This window comes from Alphaproteobacteria bacterium, from assembly GCA_018662925.1.
Classification (GTDB): Bacteria; Pseudomonadota; Alphaproteobacteria; order 16-39-46; family JABJFC01; genus JABJFC01.
Genome location: JABJFC010000006.1, coordinates 1 through 17,715, shown reverse-complemented (window position 1 = coordinate 17,715; position 17,715 = coordinate 1). Strand labels below are relative to the sequence as shown.

Genomic DNA, 17,715 nt, shown 5'->3' with positions numbered 1-17,715 from the left:
TTTGAAAACATGTTCATTAATTCAACTGCATCTTCAGGGTAAGTGTTCATAGCATAAAGTGCTACATATAATAGCGAGTGGAGTCAACTGCAAAATAATGGCGATTTAGCCGGTTTGTGGAGTAAACCGCATACCCAGGTTCTTTAATATGCATTTGTATTGTATTAGTGGCATAGATAGTGTAGCGTGACTTTTTTACATTATACAAATTATAGGATTTTTCTTATGAAGTTTAGAAACAAATTATTTAATTATGTTGCTTTGAGTGCCTTATTTTTCTCTGTATTTGAGGCAAAAGCGACACTAAGCGACAGTGACTCAGATTATATGCGTGATGAAACTGCGTATCTTGCAGGTGCTGTTCAACCTCAGGATATTGTAGAGATGCTTTCAGATGACTCAGCTTTAGAAGCTCGCGTGGAAAAGAGAGGCCTCTCTGAAGAGCTACAGGTTGTTAGGACTTTTCTCCAGGGCCGAGATACGAATAGAGACGCTTTTCTAAAGGCTTCTGAGGAATTTTCCATGACTTGGTCTAGTGGGAGTGATTTGGGGAGAGCTTTGGCTCAAAGCATTGGGAGCAATACGACAGCAATTGGTGAGGAAGCCGATTCCTTGATTCCGCACTGGCATTCAAATTGTCCTGCTATCTCAGGATCAGAATCATTTCGCAAATATACTGGTGAGGAAATGGAAGAAGATGAGCGGAAAAAGATGGGGGTACTTCCCGACCTGGCTTCAGCTTTTGGTGATTCAGGAAAGGTATGGTCTCTCAATGGAAGCTTAGATTCCAAAGTACACGTTGGTTTAACTATGGCAAGAATGCTTTTGGGAGCAGGGACAGCTGATGATCACCTACTTCTCGCCTCAGGCGTATTGGAAAATGAAGAAGTTTTGAGCAACCAAGTGAGGCATATACAGCCGCTGCAAGATGAGGATTTATCAAGAGCCGGACTAATTGATGGTTTTAATAATTTTCTTCTCGGCTTAAATGCTCACCTAAAAGTGTTTGTCAATGAGACAGATGTTGTACCGGCAAGCTCTTTGGCATCTCTCGTAACCTATACTGCTTTTGTAAAGTCTTTGAGTGGTGGTGACATACAGGTATTACAGAAGGAGCTCTTAGACGAAATCGTTCGAATGATCACGAGTAAGATGGCGACCCGTGAGAAATACGAGCAATTTGAAGCGAATGGGGGCAAATGGCCAAATTTGAGTGAACTGGGCAAGAAAACGGTTTTCTCATTTCTTAACCGTGATCAAGGAGATTTTCCAGCAGCAGGATTTTTGGATTACGTCTTTGATCCATTGGATAGCATGTTAAATGATCTTCAGTTTGGGAAGTTAAGAAAATCTCCTTTAACCTCTTATGGGTCTGTGGAAGCAGCCTTGCCAGAGTTTACGGACAATCTAGAATATTCTAGGAAAGTCTACGAGGGAATGATTTCTCATATTCGCACGACCTTTCCTGAAATGGGAGATTTCGAAAATGCACCGGGAAATGCCGAAACGTTCCGCAGTTATAGGCAAGTCGTAAGTGCCCTCGATGGAGGTACTAGTTGGCCTTCTTCAGCCGAAGAAATGCTTATGGAGCTTCAACATTATTGGGTGAAATAGGAGTCTGCGTGGGGTTCTGGGGTGAAATAGGGCTGTACGTTGGGAGAGAGGAGTGAGCTTCGGTGGCTGCTCCTCTTTTTTTTCGACGACAGGATACTTTGTCCATGAAGCTCCTGGATCCCGCGCTCATAAGGAATTCTAGGGACGCGCCTACGGCTTGCCCATAATTCCTAATGGCCGGGATGACGGATTTGGGTTGTGTTCCTTGGACTGCGAGGATTCCAGAGTCTCCGTCTTCCCGAGGGCTAGAAAGCAAGTCCTAACATCCTTACCACTGCCGTCTTCCCGGAGCCTAGGAACTCTAGACGAACCGGCGTCTTAAGCCGGAGAGGCGTAGAGTGAGTTGGCATCGCGGGATCCATGTATCAGTGATCAGAGCTCAGAGAACGGAGATCACTGTAATCAGCTCGTAGACGGCACAGTAAGGACTTGTCACTACAGACCACAGCGAAGACGGAAGCACGGTAAGGACTTGTCACGTCGTAGCGGCCTGTCCGCCATAGCGCAACAAAAACGCAATCAAAGACGGGAGACTTTCCCCTAAAATCAGATAGATGAGCCCAAAATGTACCTCTGTTAACCATTTGTTAACCTTTTTGTGAGATACTATAAGTTGACGGAGGGTGGACAAAGTAGAGGTCGATATTTTTGATCCAGTGGATTACTTTAGCGGTGCGCTTTGTTCGAACAAAATCCCGTGGTAAGCGAGATAAGTGCTGGCCAAGTTGAATTGCATGGACTTCTGCAAAATTAAATTGCAGGGATTGCTGCAAACGGGGATTTTTTAAGTAATAGCCTTGGGGTGCTGTGAATTTCACCTGTTTCTGTGGAGTAATACATTTCCCATAGGCAACTTGGCCTTAAACCCTTCCCAACATATTTAAAGGATTTGTGAAATGGAGGGGTATTATGAAATATTTCATTTCTGTCGTTTCAGTCGCTTTTCTTTGCTCTATAGGGGCTTCGGAAAGTTATGCACGCAATGATAGAGTCTCTTTCGATGCTGAAGAAGGAACGAGTGTAATCTACGCAGCAAGGACGTCTCAACACCATGCGGGTCTTCGCACCGGTGCTCTTTACGTAGGGCATGCAGCCGTTGGCTCACACCGAGAGGTTGGCTTCTATAAATGGGTAAGTCCTCATTTTCATGTGGGGAAACTGGCCGGAGAGGTTTTAGCCGCTAGAAGCGTTGATTAACCCAAGCTCTTCTAACTGGAGCCTTATATATTTTACTCAGGGGACATGTCAGCTTCTATCTATTCCCACCTATAATAGAGGGGCTGAAAGGATCCTCTGCTGCGTATTCGGACAATCTGTATATTCAGAAAGTCCTACATATATTCGGAAAGTCCTACATATATTCGGAAAGTCCTGCATATTCGGAAAGTCCTACACATATTCTGAAAGAAATTACAGGGGCGCCTAAGAAGTAGCCCCTACTGCACCCACGGATGCTGCGCCCAATACCTGTGCCTAATGCCCTCTTTTGCAGGTAAGGATATGAAAGTCGCGCCTACGAACACGTTCTGTGTCAACGAACACGTTTTGCATGTATGGACACGCAAGCAAATTTTCCTTGACCTTCTGCCTGTGAAGCGGTAGAAGGTCTGTACTTGTTACATGATGAATAAAGGATTTTAGATGGCTAACCATACCTCTTCTTTGAAAATGATTCGAAAGATTGCCCGTCGGACCGAAGTCAATCGGCATCGTCGTAATACAGCTCGGTCATCTATTAAAAAGGTAGAGACTGCCATTGAGGCCAAGAAAAAAGACGTAGCTCAGACGGCGTTCCGTTCTGCAGAGCCCCTTATGATGAGTGCAGCTGGAAAAGGAATCTTCAGTCGCAAGACCATGGCCCGAAAATTATCTCGTCTCTCAGCAGCTATTAAAGCTCTCTAGTCCCAATAATTTAAGCTTTCCAGCCATTTTGTGCATCGAATTAGACTCTACACCTTTTGGTGTATAGCTTTCGAAAGGCATGTGAAAAAATTCCTTGTTTTTCAAGGGGTTGCAGGGGAAATTTTTCTTTAAAAAAATCACGTTTGCCTGTTGATAAGGTGAGAATCGTGATCTATAGTGGCGTCAGTTTTCGAGTGAGTCGTTCTGGCTTCGAGACCAATCATAAATGTGTAAGTCCTTCTTTTTGAATGAGTTGCTTCGAGTTTTAAACATACTAAGAGATTCTAACCTATGGCACTACCTGACCCACACTATACTCCAGCAGAACAATGGGGCCGTGTTCGGACCCGATTGAGAAGGGAGTTGGGTGAAGACATATACGCCAGTTGGTTAAAGCCCTTACAGCTAGATGCTTGCACCGACAGCCATGTTTCCATGGCTGTTCCCACACGCTTTATGCGAGATTGGGTCATGACGCACTATGCTGAGCGAATCCACACCCTTTGGCGGCAAGAATGCCCCAGTATTAGGGCCTTTGATGTGGTCGTATGTCCCATTGCTCGCAAATCTCAGGCTGAGAAAGCGACTTCAGAAGTCAAAGCGCCAAATGGAAAGGCGGCTTTGATTCGACAAGAATCTGAGACAGCAAGCTTTCTAGAAGATCCTACCGTGGGGGCCGCTCTTGATCCGCGCTATACATTTGACAACTTTGTGGTGGGAAAGCCCAATGAGCTGGCTTATGCTGCTGCGTTGCGCGTGGCAGACGATGCCAATATTACCTTTAACCCCTTGTTTCTATATGGTGGTGTCGGTTTGGGTAAAACCCACCTAATGCACGCCATAGCTTGGCATATCCGCGAACGCCACCCTGAGCGACGTGTCATTTATTTATCGGCTGAAAAGTTCATGTATCAATTTATCCGGGCCTTGCGGAGTAAAGAGATCATGTCCTTTAAGGAGCAGTTTCGTTCCGTAGACGTGCTGATGATTGATGACGTTCAGTTTATTGGGGGGAAGGACTCCACCCAGGAAGAATTTTTCCATACTTTCAATGCCCTTGTTGACCAAAATCGCCAAATTATTCTTTCAGCCGACAAGTCTCCCTCTGATCTGGATGGCTTGGAAGAGCGCCTCAAATCGCGCCTAGGCTGTGGCCTCGTTGCAGATATTCATCCGACGACTTATGAATTGCGACTGGGGATTCTTCAGACAAAGGCAGAGAGTCTTGGTGTTTCCTTTCCTGATAAAGTCCTAGAATTCTTGGCTCACAAGATTATTTCCAATGTGCGAGAGTTAGAAGGGGCTTTGAGACGTATTGCGGCACTAAGTTCTTTGATTGGGCGTAAGATAACCCTTGAAATGACCCAAGAGGCCCTGCGAGATCTTCTAAGGGCCAATGAACGTCGTTTAGATATTGAAGATATTCAACGTAAGGTAGCAGAGCGATTTGCCATTAAGGTTTCGGATATGCATTCGGTCAGGCGCCATCGTACCATTGCACGCCCTCGACAAATCGCCATGTATTTAGCAAAGAAGCTTACAACGAAATCTCTCCCTGAAATTGGCCGGGCTTTTGGTGGGAGAGACCATACGACGGTTATGCATGCTGTGCGGACCGTCAAAACAATAATGCAATCTGATTCAGCATTTGCAGAGGAAGTGGAATTACTGAAGCGTACATTAGAATCCTAGGTGTGGAGTGATCAAAACAATGGAATTTACAATTGAGCGGTCTTTATTTTTAAAAGCCCTGTCCCATTCTCAAAGTGTTATTGAGCGTCGAACAACTGTTCCTATTCTGTCCAATATTCTCTTGAATGCTCAGGAAGGGGGAACCCTTGAAATGTTGGCAACAGACTTGGAACTATCTCTGGAAGAAAAGCTAAAGGCCGATGTGAAAACGCCTGGTGCCATTACTGTTCCGGCTCATATGCTCTATGACATTGTCCGCAAGCTGCCAGAAGGAGCCGACATTACCTTGGTGCACGATGCTGAAAAATCGCAAGTCGCCATCAAAGCAGCGCGCTCTAATTTCAAATTAGGAACCCTGCCGGCCGAAGATTTTGCTTCTATCCAAAAGGATACGTTGCCTCATTCCTTAACATTGGATGTAAAAGTTCTTCGCAGCCTTTTGGAGAGAACACGTTTCGCCATTTCTACGGAAGAAACCCGCTATTATCTTAACGGTATCTACTTGCACACAGCCGAAGTGGGCGGAAAGAAGATTCTCAAAGCCGTTGCGACAGATGGTCATCGATTGGCTCAAGTGGAAGTCTCTGATGTGAAGACGCCAGAAGGCATGCCTGGTGTTATTATTCCCCGAAAGACAGTCAATGAGCTTTTAAGAATTTTGGAGCATGTTGAAGGAAAGGTTGAGGTATCCCTTTCTGAAACAAATATATCATTCTCCTGCGATGGTATTTTGCTGACGTCTCGGCTCATTGACGGCACCTTTCCAGATTACGAAAAAGTTATTCCCGATCAGAAAACCTATAACCTTACCATTCCCTCCAAGAAGTTCTCAGAAACCGTAGATCGTGTGGCTATCGTTTCTGGAGACAAACTTCGGGTCGTGAAGATCGCTCTCGCGCCCAAAGTTGCCACATTGTCAGCAACCAGTTTAGACCATGGTAGTGCGGTTGAAGAGATGGAAGCCGAATATAAAGGCGATAAAGTGGCTTTTGGCCTTAATTCCAGATTTATTCTCGACGTGTCCCAGATCATCCAAGGGGCCAAGATAGAGTTTGCCATTAATGATCCTGGGGCCTCCATTTTAATCCGTGATTCAGAAGATCATACTGGATCCTACGTGATTATGCCTTTACGCGTTTGATGGGATCTGCTTCTTCAGCTAGTCTAGGGTCATTTTCACCAGATCAACCAGAGGCGAAGTCTCCGATTGCTGTGCCGCCCAAGCCCTTGGTTCTTGCCCAACTTGATCTGACAAACTTCCGATCATATCCCCAGCTTCATTTGCCCCTAGCACCGACACCAATCGTATTTATGGGGCCAAATGGGGCAGGGAAGACCAACATATTGGAAGCCATTTCTTTCTTAGCACCTGGCCGGGGTCTCCGTCGGGCTAAATTGCGTGACATAGTAAGTTGGCAAGCCTCGAAAACACCATCACCTGCCTGGGTTGTTTCTGCTCAATTAGAGACTCAGGGAGAGCGTATTCAACTTGGGACAGGTTTGGATCCAGCGTCCGATCCTCAAGGCACTGAAAAGCGCCTTATTCGGGTGGATGGAGAGCCTGTTACGTCGCAAACTGCCTTGGAAAAAATTCTAAGCGTGATTTGGTTGACGCCCCAAATGGATCGTTTGTTCCAGGAAGGGGGAGGTCATCGTCGCCGATTTTTCGATAAGCTCTGTATAACCCTTAATACCACGCATTCTTCTTTAGTATACAAGTACGAGTACGCCCTGCGAGAGCGTTCTCGTCTTTTAAAGATGGGAAGAGCCGATGATCACTGGCTGAATGCTTTAGAGGGGACCATGGCGGCAAGTGGGGTCGCTATTGCTAGTAACCGTCAGGAAATTTGCACCCACTTGACCCAGTCTTCCCTGTCATCGGACGGCCCCTTTCCTAAGGCAATTTTTCAGATGGAGGGTCTCATTGATGATTGGTTGTTGGCATCTTCATCTCTGGAAGTGGAAGAAAGAGTCCGGGAAACTTTGCGACAGAATAGACCCTCGGATGGGGAGGGGGGAGGGGCTTCAGTTGGCCCTCATATAAGCGATTTACAGGTGACTCACCAGGAAAAGAACTGTTTTGCCACTTTTTGTTCCACTGGAGAGCAAAAAGCGCTTCTTATTTCTATGATTTTGAGTCACGTTCGGGTACACTCCCTTCAACGAGAGAGAATGCCTCTATTATTACTGGACGAGGTGATTGCTCATTTGGATAAAAGCCGACGAGAAGCTTTTTTTCAAGAGGTGTGCGATTTGAAGGTGCAAGCGTTTTTGACGGGCACAGATGCGGATACCTTTACAGGACTTGACGGTCGGGCTCAATTTTTTAATGTTGAAGCCGGCGGCGTATTGCCTTTATAAAGGCAGAGAAAGGATGATGACAACGATGACCACAGAGACCTCTAATACACCAAACACCCCTGAGCCCCAAGAGGGAGAATACGGCGCCGACTCCATTAAGGTCTTGCGTGGCCTTGACGCGGTTCGTAAGCGCCCTGGGATGTACATTGGAGATACGGAAGACGGTTCCGGACTCCATCATATGGTCTATGAGGTGGTGGATAACGCCATTGACGAAGCCTTGGCCGGACATTGTGATCTTGTGGAAGTTATCTTGAATTCGGATGGGTCCGCAACCATTACTGACAATGGACGTGGTGTTCCCGTGGATATTCATGAAGAGGAAGGTGTGTCCGCTGCTCAGGTCATTATGACCCACTTGCACGCCGGCGGAAAATTCGATCAGAATTCATACAAGATCTCTGGTGGGCTCCACGGAGTAGGGGTATCCGTTGTGAATGCTTTGTCTGAATATCTTGAGATGAACATATACCGTGATGGGCATGAGCACTATATTAAGTTTCTAGATGGGGACCCTGAAGCACCTCTTAGCGTAAAGGGGCCTGCTGGTGAAAAAGCAGGCACTCACATTACTTTTATGCCTTCCACCAAGACATTCGGCGATATTAAGTTCAACTTTGGCACCCTAGAGCATCGTTTGCGGGAACTGGCCTTTTTGAATTCAGGGGTCAGACTTATCCTTACCGACAACAGAGAAGTAGAACCCAAAACTGTTGAGTTGCATTATGAAGGCGGTGTTGAGGCCTTTGTTCGATACTTAAACCGGAGTAAGAACCCCATTCACCAACCTCCTGTCAGTATTATGGGTGAAAAAGACGGCATTACGGTAGAAGCGTCTCTGGAATGGACTGATGTTTATCATGAAGCTCTTATATGTTTTACCAACAACATCCCTCAAAGAGATGGTGGAACTCATTTGGCGGGACTTAAAGCGGCGCTGACCCGGACCATTAATAACTATGTGGCTAAAAATCCCATTCCCAAAAAGGAAAAAATAAACTTTTCCGGGGATGATACACGGGAAGGCTTAACGTGTGTCTTGTCTGTGAAAGTGCCCGATCCTAAGTTTTCCTCACAGACCAAAGACAAGCTGGTTTCCTCAGAGGTGCGTCCAGTTGTCGAAGGAATTGTTGCGGAAAAGTTAGACCAGTGGTTGGAAGAACATCCTCAGGATGCTAAGAAAATCATTTCCAAAGTGCTAGAGGCGGCGAGTGCCCGTGAGGCCGCACGAAAGGCCCGCGAACTGACGCGACGGAAAGGAGCCCTAGATATGGCCTCTCTTCCTGGGAAGCTCGCAGATTGTCAAGAACGTGATCCTGCCAAGAGTGAAGTGTTCATCGTTGAGGGTGACAGTGCTGGTGGGTCTGCCAAGCAAGGCCGTGACCGTAAATGTCAGGCCATTTTGCCCCTGCAAGGTAAGATTCTGAACGTTGAGCGAGCGCGTTTCGATAAAATGCTAAGTTTTGCCGAAATTGGCACGCTCATTACGGCCCTTGGGACAGGTATTGGCGCAGACTTTAATATTGAAAAGACCCGCTATCACAAGATCATCATCATGACCGATGCCGACGTGGATGGAAGTCATATCCGGACTCTTTTGCTTACTTTTTTCTTTCGTCAAATGCCGGAGATTATCAATAAAGGGTACCTCTATATCGCCCAGCCTCCGTTGTATAAGGCAAAACGCGGAAAGTCTGAAATTTACCTAAAGGACGATCGGGCGTTGGATGATTATCTCGTCAATGCGGGTGTAAGCGACACGGTTCTTACGTTGGGTGATAAAACCCAAGTGGGGACCAATGAGCTTTTGTCCTTTGTAGAGATCGGCCGTAAAGTCAAAAAATTAGTAGAGCCTTTAGCTTCACGCATTGGCAATCAGGAAATCGTCGAGCAAGCCGCCATTTTGGGGCTTTTGGGGGCGGATAATTTGCACGACAAGACAGCGGCGACTAAAAAGGCTCAAGAGCTTGCCAAAAGACTCAACGATCTCCTCCATAAAGGCATTGATTTGTGGAAGGGAACAGCTGAAGACGATGGCAGCATTCAACTAAGCCGTACCATCCGAGGCGTGACAGAAGAATACGTCTTAGATCAGGACTTAATGCGAACGGCTGAGGCTCATATGTTGCATGAGATGGGTGAAGAAATGGGGAGTATCTTCAGTAATCAGCTAACGTTAACCACCAAGGAAAAGATGTTTACCATTAATGGCCCAACGGAACTTTTTAATAAGATATTAGAAATTGGTCGCAAAGGTATATACATCCAGCGCTATAAAGGATTGGGTGAAATGCGTGCCGTTCAGTTATGGGAAACAACTTTGGATCCTGATGCGCGAACCTTGCTTCAGGTAAAGATTGGCCATGCAGACCAAGCAGAAGAGATCTTTTCAACACTCATGGGCGATGTGGTAGAACCCAGACGTGAATTCATTCAAGAAAATGCCTTGAAGGTTGTCAACTTGGATGCTTAGGCGATGTCTAACAAAGACCCAAACAGTGGAAAATCTTCTGTTCAAAAGGTAAAGTCTCCCAAAAGGGCAAGTCCAAAGAAAAAGAAAGGAAAGCCCTTTAAATGGGGCGTGGTTCGCATTGGGTTGATCCTGTTCATATGGGCCTCTGTTATAGGGACGGCCACGTTGGGTTGGTACGCCTATGATCTCCCGGATATACGACACTTAAAACCAGGAACGCGGCGGGCGAGCATTAGCTTGTTAACCACCGAAGGCCAGACTTTGGCCATCTATGGAGAGACCTCTGGCAGGCCTCTTAAAGTAGAGGATGCTCCAACTAGCTTATTGCAAGCTATTTTTGCTATAGAAGACCACCGATTCTATGATCATTGGGGGTTGGATTTTTTTGGCCTGTTGCGTGCCTTTTATACGAACATTCGGGAAGGGCGTGTGGTTCAAGGCGGCAGCACATTAACCCAGCAATTGGCCAAGAATGTGTTTTTGTCTTCCAATCGATCCATTCGACGAAAAGTCCAAGAAGTGATATTGGCGTTCTGGTTAGAGCATAAATTTACCAAGGATCAGATATTAAGCATTTACCTTAATCGCGTTTATTTGGGACGGGGGGCCTTTGGATTTGAAGCGGCTGCCCAGACTTATTTCAACAAGCCAGTGCGCTTTTTGACCCTGTTGGAATCTGCTGTTTTGGCGGGGCTCCTTAAGGCGCCGTCTCGGTATTCACCAGCCTCCAATCCAGAGTTGGCTTTGAAACGGGCAAAGGTGGTGTTGATGAAAATGGTGGATGTTGGATTTATTTCAGAGCAAACCAAGGAAGCGGCCCTAGATCAGGGCCTTCAGCTTAAGAAAATGCCAGAGAAAATCGAAGGCGTACGCTATTTTACCGATTGGATTGTTGATGAGCTCCCTCTTTATGTAAGTGATATGAATCGGGATTTAGTGGTGGTGACGACCTTAGACCCTCCGTTACAAAAGAAGGCCGATAAAGCTTTGGCCCAGGGCTTAAAGGACTTTAAATTGGAAGACGAGCAAGTGGCCTTGCTTTCTATGAGTCCTGATGGTGCTGTGCGGGCCATGGTGGGGGGCAATGCCTATGGAAAGACACAATTTAACCGGGCGACTCAGGCTTTGCGTCAGTCGGGATCCATATTCAAGTTCTTTGTGTACTTGGCCGCTTTGGAAGCCGGGTTGGACTATAAAACGCCTGTGAAGGATGGTCCGGTACGTTTTGGTAACTGGCGCCCAAAGAACTATGGATGGAAATCTAGAGGAGAAATCAGCCTAAAGGATGCCTTTGCCTATTCCGTGAATACAGCGGCGGTGCGTTTTGCCCATCAAATCAAGGTGGCGCCCATCAAAGAAATGGCAAATCGCCTGGGCGTGAAACATCCTATGGCTGACGATCTGACAATGGCTCTGGGGAGTTCGGACGTCACCCTATTAGAACTTACGGGGGCCTTTTCTGTGGTCTCCAATGGGGGATATCAAGTAGAGCCCTATGGCATCCTTCAAGTGCGAGATCGGTCGGGGGTTGTCTTATATAAACGGGAGTCAGTCTCCCGCAAGCGTCTTTTGTCTTCCCACGTTGCCCAGTCCATGGATGGCCTTTTAAATGCCGTTATGGAGTATGGAACAGGGAAGGGTGGACGGGTGGAAGGCCTTCGCGGCGCCTCAAAGACGGGCACAAGCCAATCCTATCGAGATGCCTGGTATATTGGATATACTTCCCATTTAACAACAGGTATTTGGATGGGACATGATTTGGGAAAACCCATGAACAAAATTACGGGGGGTAAGATTCCGGCACGCCTTTGGAAGGCATATATGCAGTCTCTTAAAGGGGCTGAGAGTTCAGCAACGTCAAGATCCTCCTGAGATCTTTTTGGGTGTTTTTAATAGCAGCAACATGGCCTTCTAAAAGCTTGATCATCGCGTGATCCTGTTCAGAGCGGGCCATCATAAGATTTTCTGCCAGTTGAGAAGTATAACGGTTTAGTTCGGTTGTTTCCCGATAGAATTTTTCCTGCCAGATTGTCTTTGTGATGTGATTCAAATCTTTTGCAGATTTATGAGAGGCCATGGCAAATTGCGCCAAAAGCCGGTTAGTCTTTTGTAGCTTTTCATGGGTAGCATGAGTTTGAGTAACTTGTTCCTTCAAAGTAGTCAAAGCGTCCCTGCCGTAAAGCTTATTTTTTATTATTATTTACATTTATCCTAACACAAAATGAAATCGTATTTAATGGGGAATGATTTTGGATCAAGCATTATTTGTAGCGTGATTAGAAAAGGGAAGGGTTTGCAACACTAGAATGAGTGGATCCTTGCAGTTCTATCTGATAGGCCTATATCTATCTATAAAACGCTTCACTGTACTATTTTTTCCAAAAAGGGAGCGTCGTGCTTGCGACAGAGAGGCTATCCCACGAGATAAGTTTTCATGACCGACCCTCAATTCCCGAATTTGTTCATCGAGATTATCCTTAGCAGAAGCGTCATCTTCCTTTTCTATCTCATCTTCTAAACTAAGTCTGTGTTGATACATTTTGTTTCTATGGGCGATAGCATCATCTAGTACTTGTGTCGTGGATCTTTCTGTTACGACGCTACTATCCATATTCATACCTTCAAGTTTGTTTTTTATGCCCTCAGTTTTTACTTTGGCCGTATCCAAATAGCTTATGGTGGACTTTCCTAAATCATGCATTTTTTTAGCTAGCTTGAATTTAGAATCTAAGCGGGTTCTTTCTTTTGCGGTCTTAGCTTTTCTTTTTAAACTAGCAAATTTTTTCGCATCCTTATTGTACGCGTCTTGTTGTTTTTCCAAAGCAGTTTTCTGTGCATCAAAGGTTTTTATGCTTTCATTAGCACTTTCAATATGTTGATTTGCTGTGTTAGGTGAGTACTCAGGTAGCTGTTTTACTTGTAGAGGGGGACTTGCCTGTTCTTTTTGAATTGCTGCGTCATAGAGTTGTGTCAGGTGTATCATTTTTTGTGCATGGCTTTTCAAATTGTCTGGAGCAACTGTTTTTTCTGAAAAGTAATTTTTTATTTTAGGCAATTTTTCTGGAAAATCTGAAGTATCAATTGCAATTTTCTGACGATAAAATTCTATATGTGCAGGAATAATTGTATCTCTAAAAGCCTGTATATCATGACTTACATTACGTCCCATTTGAAGTCCAATTTTCGCATCCTGAACAAACTGATGAAGATTTTCTTCAGAAAGTTTTGCAGGATTTTGAGTTAAAAGGTGGGATATTTGTTCTTGGTGGGTGGTAAGAGAGCTGTTCAAACTCTCGGACATCTTAACAACTTCTCTCTTGGTGAAATCTCCAGGTCCTTTTTGTTGAGTTTTTTTGATTGGCTTGGTTGGTGGAATCGGTTTGGGATGTGTAAAGGGCACTACAATCGGGGGTGGTTTAGGAACTATAACTGGATGAGGGGGTGTAATCGGTGTAATTGGCGTGGGAGGTTCTGAATCTGAGTAAGAGAGAGGAGGAAGGCTCGGGGGCGGTAGAATATCGGGATGTCCCGATTGAGGCTTTTTAAGGACTTCTGGGGATTGTGTCTTGCCTGGCATCTTTGGATGCATAAATTTTTTCGGAGGAGGAGGTGGTGTTGTCAAATCATCATCCTCGTCATCATAGTGAGGAGGTATATAGTGTGCTTTGGGAGGCTGAAGAGGAGGAACATATTTATGTGGCGTTATAAGTACGGGTAACGAAGAAGGGTCTTTAGATTTTGATTTAACTTTTTTACTAGGTTTATCCTGCTTCCCTGGTTGCCCTAAACCTCCTGCAGGTTTCGACTGAATTATTGGCTGTTGTTGAGGAGGGGGCGGTGGTGGTTGAATCGGGCTAGGAACGAAAGCAGGTGGCAGTTGTGGTTGCTGAATCTGAATAGCGGGCTGTTGGAGCGGAATAACAGGTTGTTGAGGAGGTTGAACTGCTTGTACAGGTTTAGGGGTGGCCTCTATGGGCTGTAGCTTTGGAAGTACAGGTGTTTTTTTTCCAGGTTTACCTGAGATGATTGTATCTCTCGTGTCTTCCATTCGATAGGAGTGTCCTCCCTTAATGCCTATTTTTGCTGCTTCACTAACGGGAATGCTTCGATACAAAACAACTTCATCTGTTTCGTGTCTTAACTTTTCGTTGATGTTGCCCACAAGGGTAGGGGATTCTTTGATCTGCTGTAGTGTATAAGGTGAATCCAGAGTGCCACTACCTGACTCTCCTTTCGGGGCGACAAAAATAGAATGTCTGGGGTATAGGTTTCTACTTTTATCAACAAATAACGGCGCTGTTTTGGAATATAGCGGTATAAAGGCTTTGGAATGAGCCATGGGACTCCACGCCAGAACAAGGAATAGCACCAATAGAAAAGTCCCAAAAGCAGACAGGATTTTGTTTGCGTTTCCATATGTTTTAAAAATAATCTCACAAAACAACTTTCTCAAACGTTAAAGGCTCCCCAACCATGTGTCTAGTTTATACATCTGTTTTCTCCCCTAAAACAGAATAGAAAATACTATCTACCCTAATATTCTATCAGAAAATGGATAGCTATTGTTCTAATTTATGGGTTGCTTCAACCCTAGGGAACATTTTTTACATTTTAAGAATCTACTTTTGAGTCGGGCATTTATGTTGGGTTAAAATCACATAATTTTTTTATCAAGGTGCGTTGCACTTTTGAAAGGATTCTGGCATGTTTGCGGCGAGATGAGTTTTTATTAAAAGAGTGCTCGCAATATAAATTAATTAAAACAAAAGGTTATAGAAATGTCTCCCGAATTATTTGTAATTTTATGTGCCGTTTTAGCGTTGCTTTATGGTCTGTATGCCTTTGGAAGTGTGATGAAAGCCAGCAAGGGAACCGACAAGATGCAGGAAATTGCTCGGGCCATCCAGGAAGGGGCACGGGCTTACTTGAATCGCCAATATACGGCCATAGGCTTAGTTGGTGTTGTTGTTGGGATAGTCCTTTGGTTTTTCATAGGGTCCCATGGAAGCATAGGGTATGCCATTGGGGCCATTTTGTCGGGAGCAGCAGGGTACATCGGCATGAACGTCTCTGTCCAAGCGAATGTTAGAACCGCAGACGCAGCACGCCGCGGGTTGAAAGAGGCCCTTTCCATTGCGTTCAAATCAGGGGCTATTACTGGAATGTTGGTGGTTGGCTTAGGGCTTTTGGGTGTAAGTGTATACTATTTTATATTGTTGCAGTCAGATCTTACCACACGGGATATTTTAGAGGCTCTTATTTCTCTTAGCTTTGGCGCATCGCTCATTTCCATATTCGCTCGTTTAGGGGGCGGCATTTTTACAAAGGGTGCTGATGTTGGTGCCGATTTGGTTGGGAAAATTGAAGCAGGCATTCCCGAAGATGATCCCAGGAATCCGGCCGTGATTGCCGATAACGTAGGGGATAACGTAGGGGATTGTGCTGGAATGGCCGCAGACCTATTCGAAACCTATGTTGTGACGATTGTGGCAACCATGTTGCTGGGGGCCATATTCTTTACAGGGGAAGTCCAATCTCAAATGATGATGTATCCTCTTTTGATTGGAGCTGTTTGTATTATAGGATCCGTTGCCTCTACTTTCTTCGTCCGTCTCGGAAAATCAAAGAATATTATGGGCGCTCTTTATAAGGGATTGCTTGCTTGTGGGGTTATTTCTGCGGTACTTATCTTTGGCGTCACCCATTATGTATTAGGCGACACGAGCATACTATATGGGACAAGCTATATAACAGGGAGTGATCTTATTTGGTGTTCCTTTACGGGGCTTTTGGTGACGGGGCTTTTGGTGTGGATTACGGAGTATTACACCTCAACCGAGTACCGCCCAGTCCGAAATATTGCAAAAGCTTCCGAGACGGGCCATGCAACCAATATTATCCAGGGGCTTGCCGTATCCATGGAATCCACAGCATTGCCGGTTCTTGTTATCGTAGCAGGGATCGTTTTCACGTATATGACCGCAGGATTATACGGCGTAGCCATTGCGGCAACGACCATGTTGGCTCTCGCGGGCATGATTGTAGCGTTGGATGCTTATGGGCCTGTGACGGATAATGCTGGCGGTATTGCTGAGATGGCAGAACTGCCTGCAACCACACGGAAGGTAACAGATGCTCTCGATGCTGTTGGAAACACTACAAAAGCCGTAACGAAAGGTTATGCCATTGGATCAGCTGCCCTAGCAGCCTTAGTATTGTTTGCCGCCTACACCCAGGATCTCAATCATTATTTCCCCAGTGTTCAGTGTGAGTTCCGCCTTCAAGATCCGTTTGTGGTCATTGGACTCTTTCTAGGGGGCCTTTTGCCTTACTTGTTTGGGGCTTTGAGCATGATGGCTGTGGGACGCGCAGCTAGTGCAGTTGTCATAGAAGTACGACGCCAATTCAAAGAGATTAAGGGTCTTATGGAAGGAAAGGCCAAGCCTGAATATGGCAGAGCGGTTGATCTTTTGACGAAGGCTGCCATCAAGGAAATGATCATTCCCTCTTTGTTGCCCGTTTTGTCACCGGTGGTTGTTTATTTTGTGGTTGAAATGGTTGCTGGGCAAAGAGCTGCCTTTACGACCCTGGGTGCCATGCTTTTAGGCACGATCGTCACCGGCATTTTCGTGGCCATTTCCATGACTTCTGGCGGGGGTGCGTGGGATAATGCCAAGAAATACATTGAAGATGGCAATCATGGTGGAAAAGGATCAGATGCTCATATGGCAGCAGTGACAGGAGATACGGTCGGAGATCCTTACAAGGATACGGCTGGACCTGCCATTAACCCCATGATCAAGATTATCAACATTGTGGCTCTTCTCATGCTGGCGATGCTGGCGTAGGCAGCGTTCAAATTTAATTCCAGGTGGTGGATGTGTTTATATGTTTCAGATGGCATCTATACTCTGCCATGTCCTAAGTTCTGGATCTCGCGCTCATAAGAAATTCTAAGGCGCGCCTATCTGCTTGCCAAGAATTCCTAATGGCCGAGATGACACATTCAGGTAGTCATTGAGTCGGTGCGAGCCTGTAGAGGATGTTTTCAAAATTTACCTCGAAGATCTAGCAGGAGTAGTTGCTTTTGAGAGAGCAGGTGAAGAAGTCGCACGATAGTGTCTTCCCAGAACCTATGAACTCTAGGCGAACCGGCGTCTTAAGCCGGTGAGACTTAGAGTGAGTTGGTATCGTGGGATCCAGTTTCGGAGGACAAGGAGAAGATTGAAATCACGTCGAAGCGTATACTGACTGCCAAAACTCGTCTTCCTGGCCATTAGGCTAAAATTCGTCTTCCCGGCCATTAGGAATTCTTAGCAAGCCGAAGGCGAGCTTTAGAATTTCTTATGAGCGCGGGATCCATGTCTTAAGAAATGCACAGATATGACCAGAGCTACAGGTCACTTCTCTGACCTCCAAATCGTACTTCCGTCATGATTTAACTGGATCCCGCGATACCAAGGCACTCTACGACTCACCGGCTTAAGACGCCGGTTCGCTTAGAGTTCCTAAAGGTTCCGGGATGACGGCGTTGTGCTAACTGCTTTTTCCGATATTTCTTACCAAAAATCCGTTCAAGCCCCTTGATACACGCCCAAGGCCACAGCACACTTTTCTGACTGCTGACTGCTGACTGCTGACTGCTGACTGCTGACTGCTGACTGCTGACTGCT

At 45.8% G+C, this 17,715-nt stretch carries 14 protein-coding genes; 9 read left to right on the top strand and 5 right to left on the bottom strand.

What is annotated here, in order from left to right; all coding sequences use genetic code 11:
* The first annotated feature begins 225 nt into the window (after positions 1–225).
* Positions 226–1,614, top strand: a complete 1,389-nt coding sequence (locus tag HOL16_00270) for a hypothetical protein (GenBank protein MBT5389139.1) — start codon at positions 226–228, stop codon at positions 1,612–1,614.
* Here HOL16_00270 and HOL16_00265 read toward each other — a convergent pair.
* Positions 1,583–1,870 (bottom strand): hypothetical protein, encoded by a 288-nt coding sequence (locus HOL16_00265; protein MBT5389138.1) that lies wholly within the window; start codon positions 1,868–1,870, stop codon positions 1,583–1,585. The two genes, HOL16_00270 and HOL16_00265, sit on opposite strands and share 32 nt — an antisense overlap.
* Before the next feature lie 653 nt (positions 1,871–2,523).
* Here HOL16_00265 and HOL16_00260 point away from each other — a divergent pair.
* The 7 genes from HOL16_00260 (at position 2,524) to HOL16_00230 (ending at position 11,914) form a co-directional block, all read left to right on the top strand.
* Entirely contained in the window at positions 2,524–2,811 is a 288-nt protein-coding gene (locus tag HOL16_00260) for a hypothetical protein (GenBank protein ID MBT5389137.1), read from the top strand.
* A gap of 444 nt (positions 2,812–3,255) precedes the next feature.
* Positions 3,256–3,516: a 30S ribosomal protein S20 gene (rpsT, locus tag HOL16_00255; protein ID MBT5389136.1), complete on the top strand. Its 261-nt coding sequence runs from the start codon at positions 3,256–3,258 to the stop codon at positions 3,514–3,516.
* 291 nt (positions 3,517–3,807) lie between these two features.
* Positions 3,808–5,208, top strand: coding sequence for a chromosomal replication initiator protein DnaA (gene dnaA, locus HOL16_00250; GenBank protein MBT5389135.1), 1,401 nt, complete (start codon positions 3,808–3,810; stop codon positions 5,206–5,208).
* A 19-nt stretch (positions 5,209–5,227) separates the two neighbouring features.
* Positions 5,228–6,349 (top strand): DNA polymerase III subunit beta, encoded by a 1,122-nt coding sequence (gene dnaN, locus HOL16_00245; GenBank protein ID MBT5389134.1) that lies wholly within the window; start codon positions 5,228–5,230, stop codon positions 6,347–6,349.
* Positions 6,349–7,569, top strand: a complete 1,221-nt coding sequence (gene recF, locus HOL16_00240) for a DNA replication/repair protein RecF (GenBank protein MBT5389133.1) — start codon at positions 6,349–6,351, stop codon at positions 7,567–7,569. The genes dnaN and recF overlap by 1 nt, the downstream gene beginning before the upstream one ends.
* 13 nt (positions 7,570–7,582) lie before the next feature.
* The gene (gene gyrB, locus HOL16_00235) at positions 7,583–10,042 is read left to right on the top strand and encodes a DNA topoisomerase (ATP-hydrolyzing) subunit B (GenBank protein MBT5389132.1); all 2,460 of its coding nucleotides are present in this window, start codon (positions 7,583–7,585) and stop codon (positions 10,040–10,042) included.
* 3 nt (positions 10,043–10,045) lie between these two features.
* On the top strand, positions 10,046–11,914 hold the full coding sequence (locus HOL16_00230; protein ID MBT5389131.1) for a PBP1A family penicillin-binding protein: 1,869 nt from the start codon (positions 10,046–10,048) through the stop codon (positions 11,912–11,914).
* On the opposite strand, the gene HOL16_00225 is transcribed toward HOL16_00230, so the two are convergent.
* Both HOL16_00225 and HOL16_00220 read right to left on the bottom strand, forming a co-directional pair.
* On the bottom strand, positions 11,874–12,206 hold the full coding sequence (locus HOL16_00225; GenBank protein MBT5389130.1) for a hypothetical protein: 333 nt from the start codon (positions 12,204–12,206) through the stop codon (positions 11,874–11,876). The genes HOL16_00230 and HOL16_00225 overlap by 41 nt on opposite strands.
* Before the next feature lie 162 nt (positions 12,207–12,368).
* The gene (locus HOL16_00220; protein ID MBT5389129.1) at positions 12,369–14,381 is read right to left on the bottom strand and encodes a hypothetical protein; all 2,013 of its coding nucleotides are present in this window, start codon (positions 14,379–14,381) and stop codon (positions 12,369–12,371) included.
* Positions 14,382–14,820: 439 nt separating this feature from the next.
* Here HOL16_00220 and HOL16_00215 point away from each other — a divergent pair, with 439 nt between their 5' ends.
* Positions 14,821–16,890 carry a sodium-translocating pyrophosphatase gene (locus HOL16_00215; protein ID MBT5389128.1) on the top strand — a complete coding sequence of 690 codons (2,070 nt, stop codon included), beginning with the start codon at positions 14,821–14,823 and terminating at the stop codon, positions 16,888–16,890.
* Between the two features lie 294 nt (positions 16,891–17,184).
* Here HOL16_00215 and HOL16_00210 read toward each other — a convergent pair whose 3' ends face one another.
* The gene (locus HOL16_00210) at positions 17,185–17,346 is read right to left on the bottom strand and encodes a hypothetical protein (GenBank protein MBT5389127.1); all 162 of its coding nucleotides are present in this window, start codon (positions 17,344–17,346) and stop codon (positions 17,185–17,187) included.
* 170 nt (positions 17,347–17,516) lie between these two features.
* A partial coding sequence (locus HOL16_00205; GenBank protein MBT5389126.1) for a hypothetical protein occupies positions 17,517–17,715 on the bottom strand: 199 nt, incomplete at its 5' end.

What these genes read in the sequence shown, in the direction of transcription:
- HOL16_00210 (MBT5389127.1), bottom strand. Translation starts at nt 17,346, where the DNA reads ATGGCCGGGAAGACGAATTTTAGCCTAATGGCCAGGAAGACGAGTTTT.
- HOL16_00260 (MBT5389137.1), top strand. Translation starts at nt 2,524, where the DNA reads ATGAAATATTTCATTTCTGTCGTTTCAGTCGCTTTTCTTTGCTCTATA.
- gyrB (MBT5389132.1), top strand. Translation starts at nt 7,583, where the DNA reads ATGATGACAACGATGACCACAGAGACCTCTAATACACCAAACACCCCT.
- rpsT (MBT5389136.1), top strand. Translation starts at nt 3,256, where the DNA reads ATGGCTAACCATACCTCTTCTTTGAAAATGATTCGAAAGATTGCCCGT.
- dnaN (MBT5389134.1), top strand. Translation starts at nt 5,228, where the DNA reads ATGGAATTTACAATTGAGCGGTCTTTATTTTTAAAAGCCCTGTCCCAT.
- recF (MBT5389133.1), top strand. Translation starts at nt 6,349, where the DNA reads ATGGGATCTGCTTCTTCAGCTAGTCTAGGGTCATTTTCACCAGATCAA.
- HOL16_00230 (MBT5389131.1), top strand. Translation starts at nt 10,046, where the DNA reads ATGTCTAACAAAGACCCAAACAGTGGAAAATCTTCTGTTCAAAAGGTA.
- HOL16_00220 (MBT5389129.1), bottom strand. Translation starts at nt 14,381, where the DNA reads ATGGCTCATTCCAAAGCCTTTATACCGCTATATTCCAAAACAGCGCCG.
- dnaA (MBT5389135.1), top strand. Translation starts at nt 3,808, where the DNA reads ATGGCACTACCTGACCCACACTATACTCCAGCAGAACAATGGGGCCGT.
- HOL16_00270 (MBT5389139.1), top strand. Translation starts at nt 226, where the DNA reads ATGAAGTTTAGAAACAAATTATTTAATTATGTTGCTTTGAGTGCCTTA.
- HOL16_00215 (MBT5389128.1), top strand. Translation starts at nt 14,821, where the DNA reads ATGTCTCCCGAATTATTTGTAATTTTATGTGCCGTTTTAGCGTTGCTT.